Below are 26138 nucleotides of genomic sequence, written 5' to 3' on the forward strand. Positions count from 1 at the left end.
CTGTTTGAAGGCGGCTGAATCATTCATTCGCCTTTGAAGAAATCCATCAACTTAGTCACAGCAAGGCTTCACCGGCAGCACAGGCGTTCCAGAGTTGTCAGTTTTTGCTAGGCTTGAGGCTGGCTTCTGGTGATTTTCGTCCATACGTACACGCCGCCCTGCTGCCGAATAATGACCCGCCGAGGAACTGTTTCGTTCACGCCTAGAGAACCAGGGGTTTATGTATAGGACTTTCAAAGTTTCTATACATCGGGATAGTCGATTCGACAGAGCTCGTCTTTCGTAGGTTTCCGAGTATGCTCTCTGCGTTTGCTGACCATTCCCAGCTTACGCAGAACGATTCGGGCATCAGGTATTGCATGAGGAGCAACGTCATATCCCCATGCTGGCTTTGCTACGGACAATACTGCTCCCAGATGCGACAAATCAGTGCCCATAGGCCGAACCTTCTCTTACTCGTCAAGGTATCGATCAATTATCTGATTGATGCTGACCTGCTTGCGATCCATGCGTTTATCGCACCAGCCATGGCCAACTCAGGCATCGCGTCGTTCATCCATGCTTGAACTACCCGATTGCGGTCGAAGGTTCGGGTTTCCTGATAAACTCGCCGACCGTCGCGATTGATACTTGCCTGCGCACGACAGGCGATAGCTGCCCTCGTGCTCGCGTATGTCGATCGTGCCCATTTTTGAGTTGGTACATTTCTGATGTGGGTTGGTACGTGGTACCCACTGCTCTGAAAAGACAGGTAAAAATGGCCAAAAATCGCCGTATGAAAGATCAATATTGATGAGCATCGAGAAAACAGAAAGCCCAGTAAACATTGGTGAATCAAGGGCTGTGCTGTCCCGGCGCTTCTCCGTTGCACCGATGATGGATTGAACATATTAAGCTTGAATGTCCTGCTTTCACGGGATTATCTTGGGCTTGAAGGTCCGAATGTAGCAAATTTGTCGCATCGTCCATGGCTAATCGCGCGTGTTCGTGGCCGCTTCCTTCTAATTATGTCCTCTTGACGGCCTTGCTCACTTAAGGCCGCTTGAGTCTGCAGGATCTGATGCATCCCGTGAGAAGAGATGGTCATTTCAAGAGATATCAAAATTCGGATCCAAAATCGTCTGCTTGGGGTTGATTTCAAAATGATGGCCCCCATCTCATCCTTCGGCTGTGAATTTTCTCAGCCTATTTGGAGGTTTGTATGACCGACTATTGTATTTCTGCTGTCAGTTATGACAGCCAAGGTAGCCACATTCAGTGGGTGAGAGTTCACAAGGATTTAGGTACTAGTGTTGGGGAAGGGATGGTGTGTGCGCGAGAATTTGTTGCTGATTTGATTTCCAGTAACAAGGCGACTTTCCAAACCATCGTCCCCGGGGTAAGCATAAAATGGAAGGATGGCTCTCGGATCCATGTTATAGATAAGGTGTATCTGACTACGGACTCCAATAGTACGAAGCGCGACAATCTTGGTAGTCTGGAAACATTCTGACCGAAATAGTTTAAGGCCCGCTGTAGGTTTCAACGGGCCTTTTATCCGAGCTAGGCGGCTCTTCCCATCAACTGGTTTTGCTCCTTAGCAGCCTTTTCCCGCTGTCGATCAATGTAGTCGGCTAAATCCCTCAAGTGGATACCTAATGCTGCTTTCTGACTATCAGCGCCCAAACGCACTACAGGAATATCGATTTCTCCATCCAGCCTTTTACGTTTGAATTTTTCGACAGTCAAATGCATATAGTCAGCGCATACCCGGTCCAGAGGAATAACGGCCTGCCCATCATACTGAGCCATCAATAGGAAGAGAGTGTTCATGCAACCTCCATTTCTATCATAGGTTCCCAGCTTGATTCACACAGTCCATAGGCGCTTGAGCAGGCTGTAGCATCGGTCGCAATCATCAGATCATATTGGATACCGCCTCGCGCCGTCTTGGACCATTCGACTGCTTGACGGATGCTTGCCACCTCCATAACTTCAACTGCACTCATGTTCGCAATGGAGCCTTTGGGATGTTTTGCGTTTGAGCCTGCGAAGAATGTGGCGGCGCCTCGCTTGCTGGCCTGTTGAGTAGTCCTTTCCCAACGATCAATGCGGTCAATCACTTCGGGAAAACGTAGGGCGATCTCTCGGAGTTCGTCTTTACGGCAATTGATACAGGGCATGCATCCAACTCTACCCATACCCTGTGAGTAGAGTGGGTTCGGCTTGATGCCCATGTAGCGGTGCGCTTCAAACACTGCAGGAATATCCCACTTGAGGATCGGCCGGTAGTTGAACAGGCCCCCACCGACTTCATCGCACTCGGGCAAATACCGCCGATTGATCGATTCGTCGGCGCGTACCCCTTGCCAGCTCATAATCATGTCACTTTTGTCCATGAGTGGAAGGATTACTTGCTCAAGCATCGGGTCGCGTTTCAACTCCATCGTGCAGAACTGAGCCTTGCGACTTGGAAAGCGACCTTTCCAGATGCATAGGTCAAGGAACGGATTGCCAGTGGGCTTCAGTACATCCATTGCCGCCTGCACCACCGGTTCATCAATGCCTTGCTCGCGCCATTTGGTTTTAATGAACCGGCGCTTGCCTTCGATGCGCTGGGTAAAGTCAGCCTTTACGCGGGTGATAGTTACACCCGTGGCCAAGGCTAGGTAATCGAGGTACTCATAAGTCTGCTCGTGCTCATTGCCGGTGTCTGCGAAGACGGCCTGCAAGTTGGGAGTGTCCAAGGCGATTGCGACCAGTAAGGTAGCAGTGCTGTCTTTGCCGCCGCTTACGCTCACTATGTTTTGTGTGCTCATTGGTGCGTCTCCGCTTGCTCGCCGATCTTCCCACTGTCGGTTTGGGCGTGGCGGTAGAGTGGCTCTATCTTGAAGCCGCGCTGCTCAGCAGCCTTAGCGGTTTCACGACCTCTCACGGTCTTGCACCAGCTTCCGTTGCTGGAGAGCGCATCCCAAGCGACTGGCTTGCTCTGCTGGTCGACCGAATGGATGGAGAGTTGCCTGGTCATGTTCTCAAGCGCTTGCTCGACGCGGGCCATCAGATCCCGGCCGAGCTTGCCCTTGTTGAAAGCCAACGTCAGCTCCATAGGATCAGCGCCCCGTTGATGCAGCATCATGGCGAAGTTCGCTATGTCCTCAAAGTTGCCAGCATTGCCTTTTGGGATGTGGCTGATCATCAGTTCAGCCAGTTCCTTGTCGTGAACCCATGGCTCACTCCAGCCGTGACGGCCCTTAGCGCGAGCGTCGGCAAGCTTGGTTTTCATTGCGGCAGCGAACGTATCAACAGCTTGATTATCAGGGTGCTGGTCGACCTGGGCTGGAAACGAGCGAGAACAAAATGCATCCAGATCTGCAAGATACTGAGCTGCGTCCAGAGTACCGATGTGCTCGATCAGCGAGCGCGACTTGCCAAGAATGGCTACGGCTTCACTAAAGAGCGTCAGGGTTTCGGTAAGCTGCCTGCGCGCTCTGTCACGCGCTCCGGTGCGGCTCATGCTGCCTCCCTGCAGAGTTCGATCTGCCGCCATGGGTCGTTTGCTTTGGCAAGTGCGGCCATCGGCGGAGGGCTTACGCTGTTTCCGCACATGTGTACCTGCTTGGTCTTTGTGAACGGTTTGCCGTCTGCACCGTGGGTAATGATGTAGCCGGCGGGGAAGCCCTGAGCCTTATATAGCTCTGGCGGTTTGAGCATTCGCAGGCAGATGTCGACGATCACGTATGGCGTGCCCTTGACCATCACGGTGACCAGCGCCAGGCGATCCTTGGTCGTGATCGTTGGTGCTGGCTCTCCTGCGCCGCTGACGTTCTCTGTCCCGTAATAGCTGATCAGGAAAGCAGCGACACGTAGAGCGCCTTCCTCGTGTTCCGGTGACAGCTTCAATGAAACAACAGAGCTTTTGCCGCCGCCACCTGCCGTTACCGTCGGAGCTGGTTCGTCCAATGCCTGACCGACACTCGCTCCAAACTGGCGCTCCATGAATGCAGTGACCAGTCCGTGATGCTGCCCACCGGCGCTGATGGTGTGCAGCGGATCTCTCAAATCCCGCGCATCACAGTTGCCCCGCAGGTGCACCAGGCTTGCTGCTACAAGGGCATGGTGCTGCCCAGTCGTCACAGTGGGGACTGGATCGTCCAGATCTGTCGGGCCTTGTCCAGTGGTGTTGGTGATCAGCGTGGCTGTCACCAGTTGCTGCTGGCTTCCAGTGTTGGTGACTGTCGTTATCGGCTCGTCTGCACCTTTGCCGTGCGTGGTGTTGAAGCCGCCGTTCATCTGAGCCATGAATGCGGAGACGACCGCATGCTTCACACCTCCAGCTACAACTGTGCCCAGCGGCTGGTCTATCCCTGGCACGCGAGGTAGCTGCCCATTGCGCTCGCCATAACCTGACTGGATAAGGGTGGGGCTGATCAGCGTCAGTTCGCCACGGTTGGCGCAGGTGATTGTCGGCAATGGCTCCAGTGGATCGTTGATGCGGTCGCTGCCTTGGTGTGTTGCCGGTGCGATAACCGGGCTGACCACAGAGAACGCGCCGCCCTTTGGATATGACGTGACCGTTCGTAGCGGCTCGTTGATCGATTGCACCGTCTCGCCTGACCAGTTTGCAATCGGGACGATAAACGGGGCCGGGCTATCGATGACGAACTTTTTCATACCTTTCGCGACTCGGCGCAGGGTGGCTGGAGCCAGGTCTTTCTTGCGTCCGAATATGCTTTTCCCCAGGTCTGTAAAGTCGATGCATTCAGCGGCGGTCTTCCAAGGCTTTTGGCCTTTTGCAGGGCGTTTAGCGTGGGTTGGCTCTGGCCATACGATAGGCTCGCCATCGCAGCGGGCGATCATGAACAGTCGTTCCCGGCTGGTGGGTGCGCCGAAGTCGCAGGCCCGTATCACACGCCACTCGACGGTATAGCCCAGTCGTTCCAGCTCGGCGACGAAAACGGCCCATGTCTGGCCACGCCGCGTTGGGTCTGGCACCAGAAATTGCTGATCGACCGGAACGACTTCACTAGGTGTGGCAACAGTGTGCTGCACCTTCGATTTGCCATTGGTGCCCAGAACTGTGACCAGCTTGATTGCCCTGCCTGTAGCCGGGTCTCGTTTGGCCACTAGCGGCCCCCATTGCAGGATCTGCTTTACGTTCTCCAGGCTGATGACGCGGGGCTTCTTCTTGCCTGCCCACTTCAAGCCGATCCAGGACAGGTTGCGGATCTCACGTTTACGCGGCTGGCCACCAGCTGCCTGGCTGTGATGGGTGCAGTCGGGGCTCATGTGGAACCAGCCCACGGCCTTGCCGCCGCATTCCGTATCTGGATCGCCGTCGAACACGTCGGTGGTGAAGTGCTTCGCGCCCGGGTGGTTAACTGTGTGCATGCTGATGGCTGCAGCGCTGTGGTTCTTGGCCACGCTGACTTTCCGGCTGAGGCCCATTTCCAGCCCGGTACCAGCGCCACCGCCACCACAGAAATAGTCGACAACAATCTCGTCGTCTTGCGCGTTAAACCCCAGGCTGTATTGAGTTTTGAAATCAAATGGCGGGCGAGTGAGTGAGGTCATGCTGTCACCTCATTCGCGACCGTCACGCTGGCCTGCAGGCCACACTTCGTACATCCTAGTCCAACATGCGAAAGGCTGGGTTCATGATCGCTGGGGGAACGGTACAGCTCTTTCACGGGGCGCTCAGGTTGGAACGGTCTTTCACATATCTGCGAAAGGGCCTTCCCCCCCACCACAGGCTGCGCGGGCGGGCGATTTTGAGCGATTAGCGTTGCATCATGAGTGGCTGCCTCGCGCAGCTTTTCTTGGGGTACAGGCGCTTCGGTGGTGCTGCTAGGAAGAGCAGTAATGCCTGCTGCTGTGCAGCAGAGACTGTTTGTTTTTTGTGCGGTGCTCCAACTGCTGTTGCGGAGCAAAGCGGCTTGCGGCTGGTGGTTAGTCTGTGAGCGATCACTGCCGCTTTCCTCCGATGCTTGGTTGCAAGTTGATTCATCGGACGCTTCTGGTTTTGTGCCGACGACGTAAAGCACCTGCGCCTGGTCATTCTCCTCGACTAGATCGGCCAGTAGCAGTGCGTTCTCGACGTCCTTTCGCAAGGTACGCAAAGCGTCAGGGCCAATCATCGACCTCAGTCGATTGTTCAGCTCTTTGTTGAAGCGGGTCGTAGCACGGAGTTCGGCAATGGCTTTGGTGTGCTGCTGGTGCAGGTCGCCAGCAGCTTGCGGGCTGAGCCGCAGCAGGGGGATAGATCGGTTCATGCTGCGTTCACCTGCTGGTCTGATACGCCGAGCGCTTCAGCCATTTGCAACGCCTGCTGCCGTAGCGCCAGACAATCGCGTTCCAGTTTTTTGCCGGTACGAAACGCGCTGAAAGTCTCTGCAGCGATTCTCAGTTTCTCGGCGATATCGTTCAGCGCGTCTCGTTCTTGCGCACCAAACGCCATACCTCGCTGGAGTCTTTCGCAGTGTCGCGCCAATTGCTCATTGTCTGTGCGGATCAGCCTCAATGATGCTTCAAGCTCATGGATCGCCAGAGCGTCTTGTTCGCACGGTACTTGTTCGCCGTTCTTGATACCAACTTTGATGCCGTCGCTACGGCCTATCATGTAGCCAAACCACAAAAGCAGGCCGGCTGAAATGATGAGTCCGATCAACACGCAGATTTGAGTCGTAGTCATGTGGTGTGCTCCTGGTGAGGTTGCTCGGCTGGTGGTGGCAGCCGTTTTGGTTATGTCGGTGAGTCTGATTCAGTTTGAGAGTTGCCCATCTCTTCATCGGCCTTGTATGCGCGGATGTCGATCAAAGCTGCGACATGCCGAATGTGCGCGAACTTCGGTGCTTTGCGGCTCGTGTCCAAGGTGGTGATCGGGAGCGGGATTCGCCCGTTCTCAATCTCTGCAACAAACGACCGTTCATTGAGGTTTCGGAAGTACTGCTCGCGCAGCTTGTCTAGGGGGATGAGTACATCTCCGAAGGTCCGATACAGCAGTTCAACGGTGGCCGCTTCCGGTGCTGGCATCAGACGTAGCGGATTCTGGCTGTGGTCCTTCATGCCGCAGCTTCTTTGGGTGGGGGAATGTAGTCGTACATGTCCATGAGCGCTTCTTGTGCTGTACGTCCGCGCCCAAATACGTAACCTGCGCAAGGTCGACGCATCGTGAGGGTGAGAGGGATCCATTGGGGTTGAGTGATGCTAAGGTCGAGCGTGACGTGGGCATCGACCATTTGAAGTTCGCATGCCAAAAACTCAGTGATGGCCAGCAACTTGATTTGCTCCTGCTGCAATGGCGTTGCCGAAACAGCGTCAATTAGTGCGGCTGCGTTAATACCAGCAATGACAGCAGCAACGTCGTTCTGAGTGCGCTGTTCTGGCGGAATACGCAGTAAGTCGATCAGTAGTCGGTCAATCGCTTCTTGGTTCATTCGGTTTTCTCCGCTTGGGGTGGTTCCAGCTGTTCAGGCAGTGTCGTTTGGTCAGCTCGCGCAGGTGCTCAGGAACCTCCAAAAGCGCTGCATTGCGCTCTTCCCGCGTATGCAGCGCTATGATCTGGCGAGCGTATTCCCTAGGCCACGTCACGGTTGTCAGCTGGTATTTCAGGCACGGCCAGCCCCAGTTGTTCTGCGAGCCAGCCTATGCCGGGCTGCTTTACCCTGGTCGACTGGCTGTACTGCATGCCCAACTGGTGATGGAACCAGCTACTGTCCTTGACACGCATGTACTCACGATCCCGCGTGGGGTAGGCGGGAAGGTTTCGTTCATTGAGTAGTGCCTTTTCCCTCATCAGAGAGATGAGCTTGGGTCTGCTGATGCCAAGTTGTTTTGCGGTCTGAGCCAAGGTGCGTTCCATGCTTCCTCCTAAGCCGCTTGCATTGCGGGAGTCGCAATGTTGGCCAGGTGATTGATGGATTCGACAACCTTTTCATGGATTTCGGCATCTGGACCGGACAGCGTGAAGCACTTGGTCCGAGGCTGCCTGACTCCGATAGTCATAAGGGTTGTTGCTGCTGTTCGGGTTCTGTTGCGATGAATCGAGACATGAATCGGCTGTTCAAGGCCAACGTCCAGGCTGAGCATGCCGCCCCGGCGTACCAGATCAAAAACCTGCAGACTCAGTTGCTCGTCAAGGACGTCGTATTTTCCATCGCGACGCTTTCCTGTGGAGGTGGCCAAGTCGAGCAGGCCGTTGGCTATCTCTTCGATGAAATCTGCCAACTGGAGGTGCATCGTCGTGGTGTTTGGCAATGTCAGGGAGTGGCATTGGCTGCCTACCTCGACCCTGAACTGCGTTTCCATCGAGGCGTGTTCGACCTTGAGGCGAAAGGGCAGTGCACCGCTCTTTGCGGAGCGAATGGTATGGTTGAAAGTTTCTGTCAGCTTGGCCTGCGCTTTGAGCAAGGTCAGTGTTTTAGCGTCGAGCTTGTACTTGCTCATGCTGCACGCCCCCCGTCGTTCGGATCGAACGGTGAAGGGGTGGCACGGGCTGGCTTCTTTGGTTTGCTGGTGATGAAGGTGCAGCCGGCCACAATGGCTAGTTGACGAACCTCGAAGACGCGCAGCGGGTCAGTGACCTTTGGGTGGAGGTGCAGGGTTGCTTTGGTATGCATGATGTTGCCTCGCTCTGTGGTGGAAGAGTGAGGAAAAAATAACCTTAAGGGTTATTTTTTGCAACAAAAATACACCATAAAGGTTTTCTTCTTGCTTGTGATATTTACGGATTGCCGAGAAGGGGGGCGGCTGACCCTGGTGGAGGGCACGTATTTTTTGCCCTGTCAGTAATTTTTTATGAACACATGGCTACAGCTTGATATGATCACGAAATTTTAAGATATCAGAGAGTTTGAATGGATTCTTCAGTAGAACCGCCCACGATTGTTGACCTTTTTTGCGGATGCGGTGGTTTTTCTTTGGGTGCTGAGCTTGCAGGGTTTCACACGTTGGCAGCTGTGGACATCGACTCAACGATTCAGTCTGGCTACCGAAAAAACTACCCAAACACTAAAGCTATTGAGGGGAACGTCGCCGAGATTACTCAAGACGACTGGCGCCAGCTTATTGGCACGACCAGGCCGGATGGAGTAATTGGTGGACCTCCATGCCAAGGCTTCAGCAGAATTGGCAAAAGACTGAAAGGTGATCCTCGTAATAACCTAGTTCATCATTTCTATCGACACGTTAGAGAACTGGATCCCAAGTTTTTCATTATGGAAAACGTCCAAGGCATATTGGATGAGGATAACGTCGATACTTTGATGCAAGGAATTGAGCAAGTCTCTGGTCGATTTAAGATTTTAGGGCCATTTGTGATTAATGCTGCAGATTACGGAGCAGCTACAAATCGTTATCGAGTGCTGGTGATTGGATATAACCCGATGGAGATGTCTCAGCTTTCTATCGAGCAATTTACAGGTCAGAAGGTAGAGCGATTAACTACTGTTCGTGATGCTATTTCTGATTTACCCCCACAAGTAAAAGGTACCAGTAGTGTTGATTTTTCGTGGAGCAAATATCCAAGGGCTAAGAGAGCAGGTATTTCTGATTATGCCCTCGCTATGCGTCAACCACCTCCGCCTGGCATCGGTTGGCCTGAAGCTGTAAGCAAACTGAAACTCGGGCTTGTCTCCGGCCTCGCTGAAACTAAACACACGGCCTTAGTTGTAGCTAGGTATCTGGCTGTGGTGCCAGGAAAAACAGACTTAGTTAGTAAGTCACATAAGCTGCGGTGGGAAGGCCTGAGCCCTACCTTACGCGCAGGTACCGGTTCTGATAAGGGATCTTTTCAAGCCGTCAGGCCACTTCATCCGATATTGGGTCGTGTAATTAATGTGCGCGAAGCGGCTAGACTACAAGGATTTCCTGACTGGTATGTTTTCCATCCTACAAAATGGCATAGTTTTAGAATGATTGGAAATAGTGTTTCGCCCCTCGTGTCTTATGGCGTTCTATCTGAAGTTTATAAGAGCTTGAAGGTTTCTGAAAAAATATCGGTTGCTTGAAATGCATGGAGAGCAGTACGGATGAAGAAAGCTCAGGAAATAAACGTTGACACTAGGCCTAGCAAAGCCGTAGTGGTTGACAGCCTGACACGAGATATAAGTGTCGAAGCATGCATATTTGATTTGATTGACAATTCGATTGATGCTGCTCGCAATACGATGTTTAAAATTAACCCTGAGCTTGGCGAGTCTATTTTGCCGGAAAGCTATAGCGGTTATAAGATAACTATATTTATGAGTGGTGATGTCTTTTCTATCGAGGATAATTGCGGTGGGATTGCAATTCCTCACTTGGAGAAGTCTGTTTTGAGATTCGGTGAGCGCTCCGCTCATAACTTAGGGATAGGGGTTTTTGGTGTAGGCTTGAATAGAGCTATATTTAGAATAGGTAGGCAAACAAATTTAGATACTGATACTGGTTTGGAATGCTCGGTTCTTGAGTTTAATACTGAAGAATACTTAGCAACCGAAGACTGGGATATAAAAGCCGAAAGGCACCCCTCTAGGGGTATAGTAGGCACTAAGATATCTATTTCTGCGTTCACTAATGAAACATCTCAATTGTTTGCTGGACGCGATTGGGTTAGGGACATAATGCTTGAGGCCGGACGGCGCTATGGGCGCTTTATTGATAAGGGGCTCTTGATCAATATAAATAATGATGACGTAGATAGCCATATAGTACGCATTCGCCCTGATAGCCCTTATGGCATTGATTCTAAGTTTTTCAAGGTTTCGGGAGATATATCAGTATTCATTGAGTCGGGCCAGCATTTGCATCATCGGTTTTCAGCAGAGCCGGATTACAATAAATCAAAAAATACAGTCCTAACCGCTGACTATGGTTGGAATGTGTTTTGTAATGAGCGAGCTGTGCTTATATCTGATCGGACAAGAAAGAGCGGGTGGTTGACAAAGTTTCATAGTGAGTTTTACGGTTTCGTCGGTCATGTGTATTTTACTTGTAAAGATCCTTCGAGACTTCCTTGGAATACAACAAAGTCTGATGTGGATTTAAATAATGTGGCTTATCATGCTGCATTGGATGATATGACAAAATTTGCGCTCAACTGGCGTAAAAATTCAGGGGATGCCAAGCAGAAAAGGAGAGATTTGGAACCTCTTTCTCCTGCGCCCGGCGGAAATCCTAACCCTATTCCATCACCTAACCCAGCCGGAAAACCTGCATCGAACCCACAACCTAATCCGGCAAGTAACCCCAAGCCCAAAACGCCAATAAAAAAACCCATTCAGAAAATTGATCATAATCAATTTATTACTGTGCTTCCGCAAGATATCGATCAGCGTTATTGTTACGATAAACACTTGGCGTTAGTGCATGAAGCTCAGCGGCTCAATTTAGGGGATTTAACCTATGCTGGGCTTGTTCTTATTCGTATGCTTTTTGAGGCTAGTGCAATCTGCTTTCTCAAAAGAAGAGATATTTATGGTGAGTTGCGAGAAGCTGTTGTTGTATCGCGAAATGCTGAGAGAGGTAAGTCCTCTAGAAAACTTCTTACTCCCAAAGAAGAGCGGAATGTTGAGCCTACCGTAGATGAGATTATCTTGTTTCTGCAGGGTAGCGAAAGTGTATGGGATGGCTCTATAAAAAATAAAATTAAACATAGTCTTACAAAGTTTTCAGCATTCAAGCCGACACTGAATAGTGCTGCCCATAATACGTTTCAAATGCTTAATAAGTATGAGGCGTTCAATGTCAGGGACGCAGTGCTTCCAATATTACGTTATCTTATAGAGACGGAATGATCTTTGAGGCTTGTTCAAGGTTTTAACACCTTCCCTAAAAACTCTAGGGAAGGTGTTATAAGTCTGATATTTTCCATCTTGCTCTGCCACATATACTCCACTCTTCATTCATTTTAATAATACGTTCTGGCCAGTCCGGGTTAAGCGCGTAAAGGTACTGCTCGGTACCTTCCTGTTTGAGTTGCTTGAGGGTTGCAGCGTCATCCCTAGCCCTTTTTGCTGCGACGAAATGGCCTGGTAAGGCCTCTAGTGAAGGGTCAATGACAATTTTGTCTCCCTCCGAGAATTTCGGTTCCATACTGACCCCCTCAACTCTAAGAATAAAAGCTCTGGGTCCAACTGGGCCGGGCGCATCTACCCACTCTTCTGCGTCTTGTGGATCAAAGAGCCCATCAGAGTCGCACCAGGAGCCAGCAGCAATTGATCCTATGACTGGCAGCTTCCTGCCGGTGAGGCCCAGCACCGCGGCATTGCTGAATTCCCCGACACCATACGGCATGTCCAGATAGCCGTTGTGCAGGCCTAAAGCTGCCTCAATTTCTCTTGCAATCTGATCACCGATCCCTTTCGTGGGGTTTTTTCCGCCGAAAGCGCTCACCTGCGCAGGTGCTTTGTCTAGAAGCTCGGCCATGTCAGTTAGCCGCAATTTCTTTTCACTCAAGATTCTGCGGAAATTTCTTAGGCGTGTGTCTGATATTTTCATACGCCCAGTTTGGCTGGATTAACCTTTTAGGTGAATGTCCATTTTGGTATTGATAAAAATAACCCATCCGGTTAAATTTGCTGCTGGAGGTACACCGAATGAATTTACTCGATTACATCAATGGTCTAGACCCTGAGGGCATAGCTGCCTACTCAGCTCGGTGCCGGATCGCCGTCAGCTACCTACGGATACACGTCAAATATGCGAGCAAGAACCCCAGTGTTTCCTTGATCAAATCATTAACTCGTGAAAGTGATGGGGCGGTTTCCCTCGCAGAAGTGCTGGAGCATTTCGATATCACGGAGAGGGGTGTAAGAAGCGACGCTGCTTAGCAAGAAAAAAGGCGACCCAAGGGTCGCCCAGTTTCCCCCAGCACGCGCCACCACAGCGGAGCCGGGCCGCGATCAAGGTTGACGGGCACACCACATGCAATCCGTCGGTCTTCATCGCGTTTTCAAGGCACGGATGCCTTGAGGTGCTGCCTCTTCCACCACAGAGCGGGCAGCTGTTGCGCCAGAGGTGAACGACGGATCGTTTGCCTCGGCACGGTGCCGGTAAGACCGGCGTGTGGACCCTTTCAAGCCACGCGGCAAATGTATCACCACTACATGCTGCGCGGCACTGGCAACTTTCAAGGATTAATGCCATGAGCCGAATTGCTCTGAGTTGTGTTGAACGGGCGCAGCGGGAGATCCTGCCGCTCGACCTGGCCCTTTACCATGCTGCAAGGGACTACCCTGGCGGCGCTGCTGCAATTGCCGTCACCACCGGCAGAAATCCCACGACCCTGCAACACAAGCTGTCACCCACACACCCAAGTCATACGGTCAACATTCAGGAATTCGGCGAGATCCTGGAGCTGACCAAAGACCGGCGCATTCTGGATGCTGTGCATGCGTTGGTCGGGGATACGACTTGGCAGGAGTTGGCAGAGGCTTATACCAACGACATGCCGGAGACGTTGACCACTGGCATTGCAGAATACTTTCATCAGGTCGCGAATCTTGCCGAGACATGGGCGAAGAGCATCGGCGACGGTGTCGTTAGCGATCAGGAACTGGCTGAGATACGCCTGCAGGTGTTTCGCGGCATTCAGGGCCTGCTCGGGTTGTTCAACCGCGCCTCCTACGTCAATCAGACGACGCGGGGTGCTGATCATGGCTGACATTGCCGACTTCGCTAATGACCTGGTGCAAGAGCGCATAGACCAAGCCCTCGCGGCTAGGCGTGCGGCCAAACCTTTACTCACGCTTCACTCGTTTCTTTTTTGCGAAACCTGTGAAGAGGCTATTCCCGATGCACGACGTATTGCCTTGCCCGGTTGCACGCAATGCCTGACCTGCCAATCCCTGCTGGAATCGCGTGAGGCCCGTCATGCTCGATGAGGTGCTGGGGCAATTCGCTGACTACGGTCTTGAGCCTGCTCAACCGTTAGTGTTCGGCAAGTTGACCCGTTGCAAGACATCCCAGGACAAGGGAAAGGAAAAGAACGGTTGGTACGTCATTCACGAGCATTGGACCGAAAAGAACGAGTCGCTGATCTTCGGTAGTTTCGGCGACTGGCGTTCGGGCGAGTCGCAGAAGATCAAGGTGAAAGCGGGCCGAATGTCGCCTGAAGAGCGTGAGGTCATGCGCGCTCGCCAGGAGGAGGCTAAGCGCCGCGCAGCTGAAGTTGCCGCTAACGCCGCCCGCCGTGCAGCCAGTCGGGCGGCGGGTATGTTCAAGCGCATGCCTGATAAGGGCAAAAGCGCCTATCTGGATCGCAAGCAGATCGTAGGGTTTCGTGTTCGTTACGCGCCACGTTCAGGCTCTGTGCTGGTCCCGATGAGCAACGCCCGCGATCAGATAGTCGGCCTGCAGGTGATCTACCCGGAAAAGCAACAGGATACAGGACGTGACAAATCCTACTGGCCTTACGGCATGTCAAAGGAGGGTGCGTTTCATTTGATCGGCCCCGAGCCTGAACCCGGTGAGCCGTTACTGATCTGTGAGGGGTATGCCACCGGTGCTAGCCTGCACATGGCGACTTCATACGGAGTCGCCATTGCTTTTGATGCGGGCAACCTGCTCGGAGTCGCCAAGCTGATGCGTGATCGTCTCCCTGGTAGACCGATCATCATCTGCCGCGACGATGACTGGAAGACCAAGCGCCCGAATGGACAGCCTTGGAACCCTGGCGACGAAAAGGCTACCAACGCGGCTTTGATCGTTGGTGGTCAGGTCGTCGCGCCGATCTTCTCAGTTGAGCGTCATGACAAATGGACTGATTTCAATGATCTGCATGTCGCAGAGGGTTTAGAGGCTGTCCGCCGTCAGGTGTTAGCGGTCGTCAAGCCCCCAGCAGCGGGCGGTTGGAAGGACCAATTGGCTAGGAGCGAGAACGGCGCGCTCATCGCTCACATGCAGAATATCGAACTGATACTCGGCAACGACGAACGCTGGGCCGGAGTGATCAGTTTCAGCGCATTCAGCTCCAAGATCGTCAAGTTGCGGGCCGCACCTTACGGCGGTGGTACTGGCGACTGGGCTGATATCGATGACATGCGGGTCATGAAGTGGCTGGCTCAGGTCTACAACCTACGGGTTAAAGCTTCCAGTGTCATTGAGGCGGTCAGCATTGTTGCTCACGACCATGCCTTTCACCCAGTGCGTGAGTACCTGCATAGGCTTGAGTGGGATCGGGTGCCGCGACTGGAGCAATGGCTCATAGATGTCATGGGGGTAGAACCCACTGAGTATGTCAAAAAGGTCGGCAAGCGTTGGATGATCTCGGCCGTCGCTAGGGTAATGCGGCCTGGCTGTAAGGCTGACTCGGTGTTGATTCTTGAAGGCGCACAAGGCGCTGGAAAATCCACTGCCATGAGCATCCTCGGGGGCGACTGGTTCATGGACACTCCCTTCGCGCTCGGCGACAAGGATGGGTTTCAGGCTATCCGTGGCAAGTGGATTGTCGAACTGGGCGAGCTGGACAGCTTCAACAAGGCCGAGAGTACCAAGGCCAAGCAGTTCTTCTCTGCTTCGACAGACACCTACCGGGAAAGCTATGGCCGGAGAACAAACGACGTGCCACGCCAGTGTGTTTTCGTGGGTACGACCAACCAAGAAGAATATCTCAAGGACGCGACCGGCAACCGACGTTACTGGCCCGTCGCGTGTACGAAGGTCGAACTTGAGCAACTGCGTGAAATACGTGATCAGTTGTGGGCTGAGGCGATGTTTTGCTTCCAGGCAGGCGAGATCTGGTGGGTCAATCGTGACGAGTCATCCATGTTCGCGGAGGCACAGGACGAGCGCTTCGTGGTCGACGAGTGGGAAGGGCTGATTCTGAATTGGCTGGAAGAGTCGCAGATCGGTGAAACCACCAGCGGTAACGAGTTGCTGGGCACCGCGTTGAAACTGGATGCGGGGCATTGGGGCAAGCCAGAGCAGATGCGCGTCGGCGCAATCATGCACCGCCTTGGGTGGAAGCGGGCGCGAGCATCGGTGCTGTCGAAGAGCGGCTTGCGACAGTGGGTATACAAAAAGCCTGCGAACTGGGGCCGGACGTCAGATCTGGTTGTCGAGAAGTTTGATGAGCCGTGCTTCGATGATTAAACGAATTGATGCGATGTTGAAACTTTGGGCTGAAGACCTGCATTCCCCTTCATCGGGTGGAACCGCTTCGGGTGGGAACATGATCGCCATGCTAATGGAGTGCAAAGGGGAGCTGATACGCGGCACGCGGGGCAGCCGTGTGCTGCTGGATGAGTCTGCCGACATAGAGCTGATCGTCAACAAGCACCTGGCACCCGAGTTGGCGGTGGTCGTGCGTGAGCATTACTGCAACAGCGACAGTTTCCTGCATCAAAAAATCACCCACTGCGGTTGCAGTCGGCAGACCTACTATGACCGGCTGCATCAAGCACACCTGAGCATTCAAGGGCTGCTATGGGGTAAGGCTGCTTGAGGGCTCTCGCCATTTCCCGCTTGTCCTACCTCGTCCCACTGCCTATCTACGTGGTGGGACGGGTTACAGCCCCGTCTGCCTTGCTCCGTCCCACTGTCCCACCTTTAACCAGCATTCCCACATGTAGCGTAGCGGGCACCATCACGCGCTATGCGCGCGTCAGCGTGCTTTTAAATACTCTCTCTTTACACGGAGAAATAACAATAAAGGTAGGACAGTGGGACAACGCTTTGTTTTCGGGGGCTTCAAGCGTCCCACCTGTCTCTAGCCTAGTGGGACAGTGGGACAGGGGCAAAAAAGCGAATAGCCGATTGAGTGTATTCGTCTACATTGCTGGGGCGTTGGTGCTGTGTTGCCTACATATTCGTCGGTGGCATTAATACTGGCTTGCTGCCACCGGAATCCACCTGTAAAAAGTAGTCATCTTCGATAGGTGCGACCGCATAGCGGCTAACGCACTAACAATCAAACCCGGCCAATGCGCCGGGTTTTTTGTTTTTCAGCTCACCCCTAAGGGGGTAACCGGATGCGCACCATGCCCGACAAACCAGATACGTGGGCCAGGATCGTGGCGGCCATTTCAAATCCACTGTGGCAGGGCATGATCATGGCCATCGTCGTCTCTCTACTGCGCATCCTCTACGACGCCAAAGAAACAAGTAAGCGCCGGATCTTGTTCGAAGCGCTGATCTGCGGCTCGTTAAGTCTAGTTGCGTCCAGCCTGATTGAGTGGATGACCTGGCCGCCCAGCTTGTCGGTAGCAGCAGGTGGAACGATCGGCTTTCTTGGCGTTACGGCCATTCGCGAATTGGTGGCCCGCTTCATTGGCCGGAAGGTGGATTCACTATGAAGGCTATCGCCGCTGCAATCATCATCGCGCTGGTGGGTGTACTGCTCGTCGGCATTCAGCAGTACCGGGTCGTCGCTATCACCGGTGCCATGCAACTTGAGACAAAGAGCAAGAACGAAGCCATCGCTGCCAATACCGAGAGCCAGGCGACCATCACCACGCTACGGGCAGAAGCCAGGCGCAATGCCGACTACCAGGCTGATCTGAGCAAGCGGCTCAAGGCCAGTGAAGATAAAGCCAAACGGGCGAGGAAAGACTTCGATGATCTCAAACGCACCAGTAAACCTGTTCGTGATTGGGCTTCTCAGCCTTTGCCTGATGGCCTGCGGGGCAAAGCCAGCAGTGATAACAAAAACATCAGCAGTCCGAATCGAACCCCCTGAGCTGATTCCTTGCGAACGCATCAACGCCGATGAGGCTGACCTTCGTTCGAACGGCGACGTCTGGGAGCTGAAGGATCAGGCCATCAAGCTGCTCGACACCTGCGCCGATCAGGTCGACGCGCAGATCCTGCGCAGCCAGAGCAAGTAGGTCGTGGACCTACGCACGGCAAACCGCGCCCTGGCTCGCGATTTCGGCGTTTCGGGTCGAACGACCTGTTTTGGTGCGCCCCGAGAGAGGGGGGACCCTGGGGGTATTCGGGGTATACGGGGCTGCGGACTCGCGGAAGTCTGTTAGCGGACAGTTTTCCCACGTTGGTTGACAGTGGTTGACAGTTGACAGCCCTTTAGTTGACAGAGGTTTACATGACATTTCTCTCACGTACTGCTTATGCAAAAAGCAAAGGCTGGTCCCGACAGTACGTGGGCAAGCTTGCTCAAAACGGAAGACTGATTGAGACCGCTGACGGGTTAGTTGATGTCGATGCCACCGAACATTTTTTGGGTATTACCAGCGACCCTTCAAGACGGCCAGCGAGTACGCCTGCCCAACCCAGTTCTATCTCGCATGTTATTGAACCGGTTAATCCAGCAGAGTCGCCGTCAACGGTTGTTGGCTATCAGCAATCTAAAGCACGTTTGGCATTGGCCCAAGCGAGGCTCGCTGAAACCACTCTTCTTGAAACAAACAAGTCTCTCGTTGAAGTAGCGGTAGTGGACGCTGCTGCTTTTGCAGCCGGTCGCATGCTCCGTGATCTAATTTTGTCCTTGCCCACCCAGCTTGCTCCCGAACTGTCTGCAATGTCAGACCCTTGGCAGATTGAAAAATACCTAGTTGCTTCGTTACGACGTGTTCTTGATGACGCGGCGTCGATGACAGCTGCGGATTTTGACAACGCTATTCACTCATAGAGCGCTCATATGCATTTTCCATACGCCGATGGTGTGAAAGTTCACCATGACGCGTATATGCGCGGACTTAAGCCTGACCCGGAACTGTGGGTAGATGAGTGGGCCGACGAGCACATGCGTATTCCGCGAGATACAGGCGCTGCTGAACCGGGTAAATATCGCACGGCACGTACCCCTTACGCGCGAGAGCCGATGCGTTGTTTGTCGCCTGGCCATCCCTGTAAGCGGGTGGTCACCATGGTGGCCTCGCAGTTGATGAAGACGCAGATAGCACTCAACTGGATCGGCGCGTTGATCCACATGTCACCGTCGAACATCCTCACCTTGTTGCCCAGCCTTGGTTTGGCCAAGCGGGTTTCCGCGCGGATTAGCAAGACCATCAATGCTACGGCTGTACTGCGCGAACGTGTAGCCTCGCCGCGCTCCCGTGAAGCCCGCAACACCATGGATACCAAGGAGTTTGAAGGCGGCGCGCTGTTCGCCACCACAGCCGGTTCGGCTGCGAACCTTTCTGAACTTTCAGCCCGGTTTGTCTATGGCGATGAGATCGACCGCTGGGATGTCGACGTGGACGAAGAGGGCGATCCGATTGAGCTGGCAGAAACACGTGGCAGCACCTTCGGTCGAAACGCCAAGTTCTATTTCTCCAGCTCGCCGACTATCAAAGGCGCTTCTCGAATCGACGATTTGTTCTCGATTAGCGACCAGCGCTACTACTACGTGCCATGCCCAACGTGCGGGCACATGCAGACACTGGAGTGGGAACGCCTGCTGTACTCGCCGGATTTTAGCGCTGTGCATTACCAGTGCGCCGGTCCGGACTGCGATGTGCTGATCGAGGAGTTTCACAAGGGTGACATGCTCGCCCGTGGCGAATGGCGATCACATGCCCAGGGCGATGGTGAGACGGTGGGTTTCCACCTCAATGCGTTGTATGCCCCGCTGGGCTGGCAGAGCTGGTCATCACTGGCCAAGCAATATGAGAAGGCCAAAAAAGCTCAGGATCGCGGTGACCTTGAACCTATGCAGGTGTTTTACAACACTCGTCTCGCCAAGGTCTGGGACAGCGCACAAGAGCAAACCAAAGCAGCCGTGCTGCAAGCCCGAGCTCTGCACGAAAACTATGTGCTGGGCACCATGCCTGCTGGCGTTCTGTCGCTCACTGCCTCTGTCGACGTGCAGGCCAACCGTCTGGAAATGATGGTGGTTGGCTGGGGAGAAGGCATGGAGCGATGGATCGTCGACTTTCAGGTGATCATGGGCGATCCCGCTGATGATCGCACGTGGTTGGTGCTGGATGAAAAGCTCAAAGAGCGCTATCGCCATCCGTGTGGAGTGAGCCTGGCAATCCTGGCAACGGGTGTCGACTCAGGTGGACATCATACTCATGAGGTCTATCAGTTCTGTCGAGTTCGACGTTGGCGCAATGTCTTCGCCATCAAAGGCGCAAGCAAACCCGGCAAACCGGTGATCGCGCAGCGGCCCTCACTGGTGGACGTCACATGGAAAGGCCAGACCGAGCGTAACGGTGCGGAGCTGTGGATGGTCGGCACCGACACTGCAAAGGACTGGATCTACAACCGCTACCACTTGGAAAGCGGACCGGGCGCGCTGCACTTTCCCAAGGATCTACCCGATGACTTCTTTGCCCAATGCGTGGCCGAGCGCAAGGTTACTCGCTACGTAAAAGGCTTCAAACGCATCGAGTGGGTGAAGGGCAAGGCTGAGCGCAACGAAGCGCTGGACTTGCTGGTTTACAGCCTGGCGATGGCGCATTACCTGGGGCTGCATCGGTACGGTGAACATGACTGGGGCAGGCTCAAGCATGCCTTGGCTCAAGCCGGTCTGTTCGACGACACCGGTCACGCAAAAGCCCCTGTGGCTGAGCGTCTGAGTGTCGAGGCCAAACCAGAGCCGAAGCCGGAACCCCGACCCCAGCCTGTGGCTGCTGCCGTTCAAGCACCGGCTCGCCCGGCCGCGCAACCCCCGCAACGCCGTGCTTCCACCAGCGGCTATCTGAAGAGACGTTGATATGGCTTACACCCAGAAGCACCTTGATGCCGTCGAGGCAGCGATAGGGCGTGGCGAAAAGATCGTGCGTTACGCAGACCGGACGGTCGAGTACCGCTCTGTTGATGAGCTGATCCAGGCTCGCGATCTGATACGCACCAGCCTGACCAATGCTGCCGGTCCACGCTCGCGGGTTGTCCGCCTATACCACGGGGGCAAAGGCTTGTGAGTACTCGTTACCCTACGCTGTCGCGCTCAGGCTTTCTGGTGCCGGAGCGCATCAAGGCCAGCTATGAAGGCGCTGCCGACGGTCGCCGATCTGCCACGTGGGACGCACCTGATACAGGCGTCAACAGTCTGATCATGCCTGCGCTGCGCAACTTGCGATCCCGCTCCCGAGCGGCGGTGCGCAATGACCCTTATGCGGCCAATGCCATTGATCGCAGGGTCAGCAACCTGATCGGCACCGGCATTACCCCGCAGCCCAGAATCGCAGATAAGGAATTGCGCCGTATCTTTCAGGAGACGTGGGAAGACTGGGTGGATGAGTCTGATGCCGATCAGTTGACCGACTTCTACGGCCAGCAAGCCTTGATCGCCCGGACCGTCGAGCAGTCGGGCGAATGCTTCGTCCGGTTAAGGCCCAGGCGGATGGATGACGGCCTGGCAGTGCCTTTTCAGTTGCAATGCCTGGCCCCTGAATTCGTTCCGCATGACAAGTTTGAGGTGACCAGCACCGGCAATATCATCCGCGCCGGGATCGAATTTAACGGATTCGGCAAGCGCGTGGCCTACTGGTGTTATCGCTCACATCCCAGTGACATGACCTCAATCAACGCCGGTTACAACATGCTGGTGCGTATCCCGGCCAGCCAGATGCTGCACATCTTTGAGCCGGTGGAGCCCGGCCAGCTTCGTGGTGTGCCTCGACTGGCACCCGTACTCAAGCGCCTGCGCAGTCTGGACAACTACGACGATGCTGTCCTGTTCCGTCAGGAGGTGGCCAACCTGTTCGCGGGCTTCATTCGCAAGCCTGCTACTGACGGTCCGCCCATGCTCGACCCATTGACGGGCGCGCCCATCAAGGTCGGGGGCGATGGCTTCACGCCGATGGTTGCGCTGGAGCCTGGCACGATGCAGGAGCTGCTGCCGGGGGAGGAGGTCGAGTTCTCGACACCGCCTGATGGCGGCAACAACTACCCCGACTTCATGCGGCAGCAACTAATGGCTGCTGCTGCCGGTGCTGGGTTGCCCTATGAGTTGATGACCGGCGACATGCGGGGCGTCAACGACCGCACCATCCGTGTGGTGCTCAATGAATTTCGTCGGCGTCTGGAGCAGCTGCAGTTCAGCGTGTATGTCCACCAACTGTGCCGTCCCGTTCGGGCGGCATGGATGGACATGGCGGTGTTGTCGGGTGCTTTGCAACTGGACGACTACGCGGCACGCCGCCGTGAATACCAGCGCACGCGCTGGGTACCGCAAGGCTGGTCCTACATCCACCCGGTGCAGGACGTGCAATCAAGAACGATGGAAATCAACGCGGGGCTCGCCTCGCGCAGTGAGATGTGCCTGCGCACAGGCACAGATGCCGAGATCGTGGACGAAGAAAACGCCGCTGACGCGGCTCGTGCCCGTGGACTGGGCCTCAACTACAGCACCTTGTCGGCCTTCGATGAGGACCCCGACGAGAAGGAGAACCCATGAAACCGCTGTTGCCGTTTCGCATTTTCAACAAGGCTCCGGTTGCCTTGGCGGTCGAAGATCAGAACTGGTACCGCATCAAGGCTGAAACCCAGGCCGAGCAGACCACTATCGAGATCTACATCTACGGTGAGATCGGCGGCTGGGGCATCACGGCCAACCAGTTCATTCAGGACCTGAAAGCCATTGATGACGGTGTGTCGCCCATCGTGGCGGCGTTCAACACCATCGGTGGCGACCTGTTCGACGGGCTGGCAATTCACAATGCGCTGAACCGGCTGGGTGAGCGCTGCACGGCGCGGATTGATGCGCTGGCGGCCAGTGCCGGGAGTGTTGCCGCGTGTGGCGCACACCGCATGGTCATGGCTTCCAACGCCATGTTGATGATCCACAACCCGTGGACCTACACAGCCGGTGATGCCGAGGACCTGCGCAAGGTCGCCGATGTGCTGGACCAGACGCTGGAAGCCATAATCGCGGCGTACAAGGCCAAGTCGCCGGACATCGACGAGGTCGAGCTGCGGCGCATGGTCAACGCTGAAACCTGGCTCACCGCGCCGGAAGCACTGGCACTTGGCCTGGCCGATGAGATTGGGGCCGGGGTAGAGGTCAAAGCCTGCCTTGGGCAGGGCGCTGCCATACAGCGTTTCCGCCAGACACCGAAGGCCCTACTGGATCAGCTCAATGCCGCAGAGCCTGAGCCTGAAGAGGACGACCTGCCAACTGATCCTGAACCGGCTGATGCATCCGCCTTGGCGCTGATGATTACGAAAGCCTGCGGCGCGGCGGGCATCAACAACCTGATTGAGCCTTTGATTGCGTCCACCAAGCTTGCCGATCAAGCAACGGTGCAGGCGGCGATCATCCAGGCCAAGGGTGTGCGCGACCTGTGTGTTGCAGCTCGCTTGCCGGAGCTGACCGCCGAATTCGTCAGCGCAGGTCTGGACAAACAGGCCGTGCAGGCGCGTCTGTTTGAGAAGCTGGTCAGCAGCGGCAAAGGCTTTGAAATCGATAACAGCCTGCCGCTGCAGGACGATCCACCGGCCAAGGTTCAGGCCAAACAACCCGATCACCACGACATCTACGCGGCCCGCAGGGCGGCGCAGGGTGGCAAGAAAACGACCTCTACAGGAGCACGTCCATGACCATCAAAATGGAGCCTATCCATGCCGGTGAATTCCTTCTCTCCGAAGGACCCGGAAACATCTCGCGAGAGTCGATCAACGTGGCAGCTAGTGAGGCCCTGAATGCGGGCCAACTGCTCGGATTGGTCACCGCCTCGGGTGAGTTCGCCCCTTATGATCCGAAGGCTGAAGACGGCAGCGAGATCGCCACGGCGATCCTTTTTGCACCGCTTCCTGAGTCCGACATCGTTCGCCGTGGTCGCGCCGTCGTGCGACTGGCCGAGGTTGCGGAAACGCTGCTGACCGGTCTGGATCTGGACGCCGAAAAGGCGCTGGCCAAGCAGTTCATTATCCTTCGCTGATCGATCTATCGGCCAAAAACCCTGATTCATTTTCGTTTATCCGACCCCGCCATTTGCGGGGTTTCGTTTTTCTGGAGAATACCCCCATGGCCGATATCGCCATTTTCGACGACGAAGCATTCAGCGTCGCCACGCTCACCGCTGCCATCAACGAACAACCGTACCTGCCCGGTCGCATTAGCAGCCTTGGCCTGTTTCAGGAAGAGGGCATTGCGACTCTGACCGTTCAGATCGAAAAGGACGGCGACACCCTGGCGCTGGTTCCTGCCGGTGAGCGTGGTAGCTCCGGTCTTGTGGTCACCGGCACGAAGCGTCGCATGATTCCGTTCAACACCGTCCATCTGCCGGAGCGGTTCACGATCCGGGCGGACGAGATTCAAGGCATCCGCGCATTCGGTTCCCGCACTGAACTGCAGGCCGTGCAGGATGTGATCAATACCCGTTTGGCGAAAGCCCGACGTCAGCTGGATGCCACTCACGAGTTTCAACGTATGGGTGCTTTGAACGGCCTGGTGCTGGACGCTGACGGCAAGACACCGTTACTGGATATCTACTCGACCTTCGGTGTCCAGCGTCAGAGCCTGTCCATGGGGCTCAACGACGCGACCACCGAGTTGCGTGTCATGGCAGGTGAAGCGCTGGACATGCAAGAAGATGCCCTCGGCAGTGTTACCAGCACCGGCTCGCGTGCCTTCTGCGGCAAGCACTTCTGGAACAAGTTCATCGTTCACAAATCGGTGGAAAAAACTTACCTGAACTCCGCGCAGGCATCAGAGCTGCGTGGCGACGCCCGCGAAAGTTTCGAGTTCGGTGGCATCGTGTGGGAACGCTACCGCGGCAAGGTCGCCGGTATCGCGTTCGTGAATGACGACGAGGCGCTGCTTGTACCTGAAGGCGTGCCGGACCTGTACATCTCGGCCTTCGCTCCAGCGGACTACATGGAAACGGTCAACACGCAGGGCATCCCGTATTACAGCAAGCTGGAAACGCTGCCCTTTGGAAAGGGTGTTGCCGGTGAGGCCCAGTCCAACCCGCTGCACCTTTGCACCCGACCTCGGGCGCAGATCCGCCTGACGCTGTAGTCATGGGATTCCGTGACTTGATCGGGACTCTCGATGACGCCGTGTTCGATGTACTGAGCGACACGGCGTTCATTGAGGGGCGCGAGGTGGCGGGCATGTTCTCGGCACCGTGGCTGCAACCCAAGCTGGGCCGCATCAATACCGGGTTGCGTGAGCCGCACCTAGTCATTCGGGTGGCCGACGCGCAGGGCGTTGTCGAGCGGCAGCAGGTACGCATCGATCTGCCTGTGCAGGACGGTGGCGGCACGTACACGCTAATCCGCCAGGAGCCCGGTGGGGATGCGCTGGTTACGTTGATTTTGAGGATTAACCCATGAGCATAGGCAGCTTCTACAAGCAATCGGCCAAGGACGGCATGATTACTCTGCAGCCTTCTGCGGCTGATCTCGACGCGTTCAAGGACTTTGCAGCGGCGGTTCCCAAGGCGGCGATAGCGGCTCAGCGTCGTGCTATCAACAAGACGCTTCGTTGGTTGCGAACGCACATTGCCAGAACGGTAGGCCGGCAAGAGCGCATCGCGGTCGCGGCCGTTCGGCAACGCCTTCGGGCCTACCCGGTCAGCGGTGGCACGATGCGCGGGAAGCTCTGGTTTGGCCTGGATGCCATCTCTGCCAGTCGTATCGGCCGTGCGCGGCAGAGCCGTACCGGCGTATCCGTTGCCGGTCGCCGTTATCAGGGCGCGTTCTTCAAAACGGTGTACGGCGGCAGCCCTGACATCTGGATCCGTACCGCGAGCAAACACTTTGACGCGGGCCAATACGCTGAGACCCGAAAGGGCAAGCGGCGCTCCGGCTTCATTGAAGAGAACAGCAGCCGCTTCCCGTTGGCCAAAGCCAAGGTGTCGCTGGAAGAGGCCCGTCCACACTTTGACAGCTGGGTGAAGCGAGCCGATGAACGTCTGATGGAAATCCTCAAGCAGGAATTCAATTACGAGCTGCAGAAGTACCTGAAAGGAACTGCCCGTGTCTGATGAAACCTTCAATCTTGATTCGTTGTACGAAGCCATTGAACAACACATCAGGGCCGCGATTGCTGGGCTTGAGTACGTCGGCACCATGCCGGACATGCTTCAGCAGGTCGCTGTGCCAGCCGTATTGATCGAACTGGTGGAGCTGGAGCCAGGCGTTGATCAGGGGACTGGGGAAACGGCCTTGATAGCCCGGTTCGAAGCACGGGTCATCGTGGGGGCCGAGCGCGAGCAATGTCAGCAGCAGGCAGCCTTTGCAGCCTCGCAACTTGCTGTCCTGCTTAGGCTGCAAACCTGGGGGCTTGAAGTCGAGCCTTCCGAGTTTGTCCGGGCCGCGCAGGACTGGTC

31 protein-coding genes are annotated in these 26138 nt (G+C 55.2%); 19 read left to right on the top strand and 12 right to left on the bottom strand.

The genetic code is table 11. The features are described from left to right. Positions 1-1542 precede the first annotated feature (1542 nt). From ALO43_RS23035 to ALO43_RS30970, 11 genes are all read right to left on the bottom strand, one after another. Positions 1543-1812 carry a pyocin activator PrtN family protein gene (locus ALO43_RS23035; RefSeq protein WP_054998113.1) on the bottom strand — a complete coding sequence of 90 codons (270 nt, stop codon included), beginning with the start codon at positions 1810-1812 and terminating at the stop codon, positions 1543-1545. After that, positions 1809-2798, bottom strand: coding sequence for a phosphoadenosine phosphosulfate reductase domain-containing protein (locus tag ALO43_RS23040; RefSeq protein ID WP_054998114.1), 990 nt, complete (start codon positions 2796-2798; stop codon positions 1809-1811). Before ALO43_RS23040 ends, ALO43_RS23035 begins: the two co-directional genes overlap by 4 nt. After that, positions 2795-3493, bottom strand: a complete 699-nt coding sequence (locus tag ALO43_RS31655) for a hypothetical protein (protein ID WP_235662539.1) — start codon at positions 3491-3493, stop codon at positions 2795-2797. The genes ALO43_RS23040 and ALO43_RS31655 overlap by 4 nt, the downstream gene beginning before the upstream one ends. Continuing rightward, complete coding sequence (locus ALO43_RS23050; protein ID WP_054998115.1) at positions 3490-5550, bottom strand: DNA cytosine methyltransferase; 2061 nt, start codon at positions 5548-5550, stop codon at positions 3490-3492. The genes ALO43_RS31655 and ALO43_RS23050 overlap by 4 nt, the downstream gene beginning before the upstream one ends. After that, complete coding sequence (locus ALO43_RS23055; protein ID WP_054998116.1) at positions 5547-6248, bottom strand: hypothetical protein; 702 nt, start codon at positions 6246-6248, stop codon at positions 5547-5549. The genes ALO43_RS23050 and ALO43_RS23055 overlap by 4 nt, the downstream gene beginning before the upstream one ends. Continuing rightward, positions 6245-6667 (bottom strand): hypothetical protein, encoded by a 423-nt coding sequence (locus tag ALO43_RS23060; RefSeq protein WP_054998117.1) that lies wholly within the window; start codon positions 6665-6667, stop codon positions 6245-6247. Before ALO43_RS23060 ends, ALO43_RS23055 begins: the two co-directional genes overlap by 4 nt. Positions 6668-6717: 50 nt before the next feature. After that, positions 6718-7041, bottom strand: coding sequence for a pyocin activator PrtN family protein (locus ALO43_RS23065; RefSeq protein ID WP_005767975.1), 324 nt, complete (start codon positions 7039-7041; stop codon positions 6718-6720). Then, a complete protein-coding gene (locus ALO43_RS23070) occupies positions 7038-7412 on the bottom strand; it encodes a hypothetical protein (RefSeq protein WP_054998118.1) in 375 nt (124 codons plus the stop codon). Before ALO43_RS23070 ends, ALO43_RS23065 begins: the two co-directional genes overlap by 4 nt. Before the next feature lie 140 nt (positions 7413-7552). Next, entirely contained in the window at positions 7553-7837 is a 285-nt protein-coding gene (locus ALO43_RS23075; protein WP_054998119.1) for a phage antirepressor KilAC domain-containing protein, read from the bottom strand. 8 nt (positions 7838-7845) lie between these two features. Further along, the gene (locus tag ALO43_RS23080) at positions 7846-8421 is read right to left on the bottom strand and encodes a hypothetical protein (RefSeq protein WP_054998120.1); all 576 of its coding nucleotides are present in this window, start codon (positions 8419-8421) and stop codon (positions 7846-7848) included. Further along, positions 8418-8594 (bottom strand): hypothetical protein, encoded by a 177-nt coding sequence (locus ALO43_RS30970; RefSeq protein WP_167346619.1) that lies wholly within the window; start codon positions 8592-8594, stop codon positions 8418-8420. Before ALO43_RS30970 ends, ALO43_RS23080 begins: the two co-directional genes overlap by 4 nt. A 237-nt stretch (positions 8595-8831) precedes the next feature. Between ALO43_RS30970 and ALO43_RS29510 the strand changes: the two genes are divergently transcribed. Together ALO43_RS29510 and ALO43_RS23085 are read left to right on the top strand one after the other, a co-directional pair. Continuing rightward, positions 8832-9983 carry a DNA cytosine methyltransferase gene (locus tag ALO43_RS29510; protein ID WP_083492231.1) on the top strand — a complete coding sequence of 384 codons (1152 nt, stop codon included), beginning with the start codon at positions 8832-8834 and terminating at the stop codon, positions 9981-9983. 21 nt (positions 9984-10004) lie between these two features. Beyond that, positions 10005-11750 (top strand): ATP-binding protein, encoded by a 1746-nt coding sequence (locus tag ALO43_RS23085; RefSeq protein ID WP_054998121.1) that lies wholly within the window; start codon positions 10005-10007, stop codon positions 11748-11750. A gap of 55 nt (positions 11751-11805) precedes the next feature. On the opposite strand, the gene ALO43_RS23090 is transcribed toward ALO43_RS23085, so the two are convergent. Further along, positions 11806-12381: a LexA family protein gene (locus tag ALO43_RS23090; RefSeq protein WP_235662538.1), complete on the bottom strand. Its 576-nt coding sequence runs from the start codon at positions 12379-12381 to the stop codon at positions 11806-11808. 718 nt (positions 12382-13099) lie between these two features. Here ALO43_RS23090 and ALO43_RS23100 point away from each other — a divergent pair. The 17 genes from ALO43_RS23100 to ALO43_RS23175 all read left to right on the top strand — a co-directional run. Beyond that, positions 13100-13618, top strand: a complete 519-nt coding sequence (locus ALO43_RS23100; RefSeq protein WP_054998124.1) for a phage regulatory CII family protein — start codon at positions 13100-13102, stop codon at positions 13616-13618. Beyond that, a complete protein-coding gene (locus tag ALO43_RS29515) occupies positions 13611-13838 on the top strand; it encodes a TraR/DksA family transcriptional regulator (protein WP_083492233.1) in 228 nt (75 codons plus the stop codon). Before ALO43_RS23100 ends, ALO43_RS29515 begins: the two co-directional genes overlap by 8 nt. Continuing rightward, positions 13828-16047, top strand: coding sequence for a VapE domain-containing protein (locus ALO43_RS23105; RefSeq protein ID WP_054998125.1), 2220 nt, complete (start codon positions 13828-13830; stop codon positions 16045-16047). The genes ALO43_RS29515 and ALO43_RS23105 overlap by 11 nt, the downstream gene beginning before the upstream one ends. After that, positions 16040-16399, top strand: a complete 360-nt coding sequence (locus ALO43_RS23110; protein ID WP_054998126.1) for a PA0613 family protein — start codon at positions 16040-16042, stop codon at positions 16397-16399. Before ALO43_RS23105 ends, ALO43_RS23110 begins: the two co-directional genes overlap by 8 nt. Positions 16400-16925: 526 nt before the next feature. After that, positions 16926-17249, top strand: coding sequence for a phage holin, lambda family (locus tag ALO43_RS23115; RefSeq protein ID WP_003377395.1), 324 nt, complete (start codon positions 16926-16928; stop codon positions 17247-17249). After that, on the top strand, positions 17246-17632 hold the full coding sequence (locus ALO43_RS23120) for a hypothetical protein (protein WP_054998127.1): 387 nt from the start codon (positions 17246-17248) through the stop codon (positions 17630-17632). The genes ALO43_RS23115 and ALO43_RS23120 overlap by 4 nt, the downstream gene beginning before the upstream one ends. Beyond that, complete coding sequence (locus ALO43_RS23125) at positions 17568-17780, top strand: hypothetical protein (protein ID WP_216594627.1); 213 nt, start codon at positions 17568-17570, stop codon at positions 17778-17780. Before ALO43_RS23120 ends, ALO43_RS23125 begins: the two co-directional genes overlap by 65 nt. 215 nt (positions 17781-17995) lie before the next feature. Continuing rightward, the gene (locus ALO43_RS23130; RefSeq protein WP_054998129.1) at positions 17996-18541 is read left to right on the top strand and encodes a hypothetical protein; all 546 of its coding nucleotides are present in this window, start codon (positions 17996-17998) and stop codon (positions 18539-18541) included. A gap of 9 nt (positions 18542-18550) precedes the next feature. After that, a complete protein-coding gene (locus ALO43_RS23135; protein ID WP_054998130.1) occupies positions 18551-20572 on the top strand; it encodes a phage terminase large subunit family protein in 2022 nt (673 codons plus the stop codon). A gap of 1 nt (position 20573) precedes the next feature. Then, positions 20574-20780 carry a phage head-tail joining protein gene (locus tag ALO43_RS23140; RefSeq protein WP_003377401.1) on the top strand — a complete coding sequence of 69 codons (207 nt, stop codon included), beginning with the start codon at positions 20574-20576 and terminating at the stop codon, positions 20778-20780. After that, positions 20777-22258 (top strand): phage portal protein, encoded by a 1482-nt coding sequence (locus tag ALO43_RS23145; RefSeq protein ID WP_054998131.1) that lies wholly within the window; start codon positions 20777-20779, stop codon positions 22256-22258. Before ALO43_RS23140 ends, ALO43_RS23145 begins: the two co-directional genes overlap by 4 nt. Continuing rightward, positions 22255-23400 carry a head maturation protease, ClpP-related gene (locus ALO43_RS23150; RefSeq protein ID WP_054998132.1) on the top strand — a complete coding sequence of 382 codons (1146 nt, stop codon included), beginning with the start codon at positions 22255-22257 and terminating at the stop codon, positions 23398-23400. The genes ALO43_RS23145 and ALO43_RS23150 overlap by 4 nt, the downstream gene beginning before the upstream one ends. Then, positions 23397-23741, top strand: coding sequence for a head decoration protein (locus ALO43_RS23155; protein ID WP_054998133.1), 345 nt, complete (start codon positions 23397-23399; stop codon positions 23739-23741). Before ALO43_RS23150 ends, ALO43_RS23155 begins: the two co-directional genes overlap by 4 nt. Before the next feature lie 86 nt (positions 23742-23827). Further along, positions 23828-24823 (top strand): major capsid protein, encoded by a 996-nt coding sequence (locus ALO43_RS23160; RefSeq protein ID WP_024690893.1) that lies wholly within the window; start codon positions 23828-23830, stop codon positions 24821-24823. Between the two features lie 2 nt (positions 24824-24825). Next, positions 24826-25140 (top strand): head-tail joining protein, encoded by a 315-nt coding sequence (locus ALO43_RS23165; RefSeq protein ID WP_024660063.1) that lies wholly within the window; start codon positions 24826-24828, stop codon positions 25138-25140. Further along, a complete protein-coding gene (locus tag ALO43_RS23170; RefSeq protein ID WP_054998134.1) occupies positions 25137-25793 on the top strand; it encodes a hypothetical protein in 657 nt (218 codons plus the stop codon). Before ALO43_RS23165 ends, ALO43_RS23170 begins: the two co-directional genes overlap by 4 nt. Then, positions 25786-26138: hypothetical protein (locus ALO43_RS23175; protein WP_054998135.1), on the top strand; the 353-nt coding region annotated here is incomplete at its 3' end. The genes ALO43_RS23170 and ALO43_RS23175, both read left to right, overlap by 8 nt.

Source organism: Pseudomonas tremae (assembly GCF_001401155.1).
Lineage (GTDB): Bacteria > Pseudomonadota > Gammaproteobacteria > Pseudomonadales > Pseudomonadaceae > Aquipseudomonas > Aquipseudomonas tremae.

Excerpts from the sequence above, each read along its gene's own strand:
- ALO43_RS23125 (WP_216594627.1), top strand. The coding sequence starts at position 17,568 with ATGGCCTGCGGGGCAAAGCCAGCAGTGATAACAAAAACATCAGCAGTC.
- ALO43_RS23035 (WP_054998113.1), bottom strand. The coding sequence starts at position 1,812 with ATGAACACTCTCTTCCTATTGATGGCTCAGTATGATGGGCAGGCCGTT.
- ALO43_RS23060 (WP_054998117.1), bottom strand. The coding sequence starts at position 6,667 with ATGACTACGACTCAAATCTGCGTGTTGATCGGACTCATCATTTCAGCC.
- ALO43_RS23170 (WP_054998134.1), top strand. The coding sequence starts at position 25,137 with ATGAGCATAGGCAGCTTCTACAAGCAATCGGCCAAGGACGGCATGATT.
- ALO43_RS29515 (WP_083492233.1), top strand. The coding sequence starts at position 13,611 with ATGGCTGACATTGCCGACTTCGCTAATGACCTGGTGCAAGAGCGCATA.
- ALO43_RS23140 (WP_003377401.1), top strand. The coding sequence starts at position 20,574 with ATGGCTTACACCCAGAAGCACCTTGATGCCGTCGAGGCAGCGATAGGG.
- ALO43_RS23110 (WP_054998126.1), top strand. The coding sequence starts at position 16,040 with ATGATTAAACGAATTGATGCGATGTTGAAACTTTGGGCTGAAGACCTG.
- ALO43_RS23065 (WP_005767975.1), bottom strand. The coding sequence starts at position 7,041 with ATGAAGGACCACAGCCAGAATCCGCTACGTCTGATGCCAGCACCGGAA.
- ALO43_RS23055 (WP_054998116.1), bottom strand. The coding sequence starts at position 6,248 with ATGAACCGATCTATCCCCCTGCTGCGGCTCAGCCCGCAAGCTGCTGGC.
- ALO43_RS23120 (WP_054998127.1), top strand. The coding sequence starts at position 17,246 with ATGAAGGCTATCGCCGCTGCAATCATCATCGCGCTGGTGGGTGTACTG.
- ALO43_RS23165 (WP_024660063.1), top strand. The coding sequence starts at position 24,826 with ATGGGATTCCGTGACTTGATCGGGACTCTCGATGACGCCGTGTTCGAT.
- ALO43_RS23160 (WP_024690893.1), top strand. The coding sequence starts at position 23,828 with ATGGCCGATATCGCCATTTTCGACGACGAAGCATTCAGCGTCGCCACG.
- ALO43_RS29510 (WP_083492231.1), top strand. The coding sequence starts at position 8,832 with ATGGATTCTTCAGTAGAACCGCCCACGATTGTTGACCTTTTTTGCGGA.
- ALO43_RS23085 (WP_054998121.1), top strand. The coding sequence starts at position 10,005 with ATGAAGAAAGCTCAGGAAATAAACGTTGACACTAGGCCTAGCAAAGCC.
- ALO43_RS23070 (WP_054998118.1), bottom strand. The coding sequence starts at position 7,412 with ATGAACCAAGAAGCGATTGACCGACTACTGATCGACTTACTGCGTATT.
- ALO43_RS23105 (WP_054998125.1), top strand. The coding sequence starts at position 13,828 with ATGCTCGATGAGGTGCTGGGGCAATTCGCTGACTACGGTCTTGAGCCT.
- ALO43_RS23080 (WP_054998120.1), bottom strand. The coding sequence starts at position 8,421 with ATGAGCAAGTACAAGCTCGACGCTAAAACACTGACCTTGCTCAAAGCG.
- ALO43_RS23130 (WP_054998129.1), top strand. The coding sequence starts at position 17,996 with ATGACATTTCTCTCACGTACTGCTTATGCAAAAAGCAAAGGCTGGTCC.
- ALO43_RS23100 (WP_054998124.1), top strand. The coding sequence starts at position 13,100 with ATGAGCCGAATTGCTCTGAGTTGTGTTGAACGGGCGCAGCGGGAGATC.
- ALO43_RS30970 (WP_167346619.1), bottom strand. The coding sequence starts at position 8,594 with ATGCATACCAAAGCAACCCTGCACCTCCACCCAAAGGTCACTGACCCG.
- ALO43_RS23075 (WP_054998119.1), bottom strand. The coding sequence starts at position 7,837 with ATGGAACGCACCTTGGCTCAGACCGCAAAACAACTTGGCATCAGCAGA.
- ALO43_RS23040 (WP_054998114.1), bottom strand. The coding sequence starts at position 2,798 with ATGAGCACACAAAACATAGTGAGCGTAAGCGGCGGCAAAGACAGCACT.
- ALO43_RS23150 (WP_054998132.1), top strand. The coding sequence starts at position 22,255 with ATGAAACCGCTGTTGCCGTTTCGCATTTTCAACAAGGCTCCGGTTGCC.
- ALO43_RS23115 (WP_003377395.1), top strand. The coding sequence starts at position 16,926 with ATGCGCACCATGCCCGACAAACCAGATACGTGGGCCAGGATCGTGGCG.
- ALO43_RS31655 (WP_235662539.1), bottom strand. The coding sequence starts at position 3,493 with ATGAGCCGCACCGGAGCGCGTGACAGAGCGCGCAGGCAGCTTACCGAA.
- ALO43_RS23090 (WP_235662538.1), bottom strand. The coding sequence starts at position 12,381 with ATGGCCGAGCTTCTAGACAAAGCACCTGCGCAGGTGAGCGCTTTCGGC.
- ALO43_RS23155 (WP_054998133.1), top strand. The coding sequence starts at position 23,397 with ATGACCATCAAAATGGAGCCTATCCATGCCGGTGAATTCCTTCTCTCC.
- ALO43_RS23050 (WP_054998115.1), bottom strand. The coding sequence starts at position 5,550 with ATGACCTCACTCACTCGCCCGCCATTTGATTTCAAAACTCAATACAGC.
- ALO43_RS23135 (WP_054998130.1), top strand. The coding sequence starts at position 18,551 with ATGCATTTTCCATACGCCGATGGTGTGAAAGTTCACCATGACGCGTAT.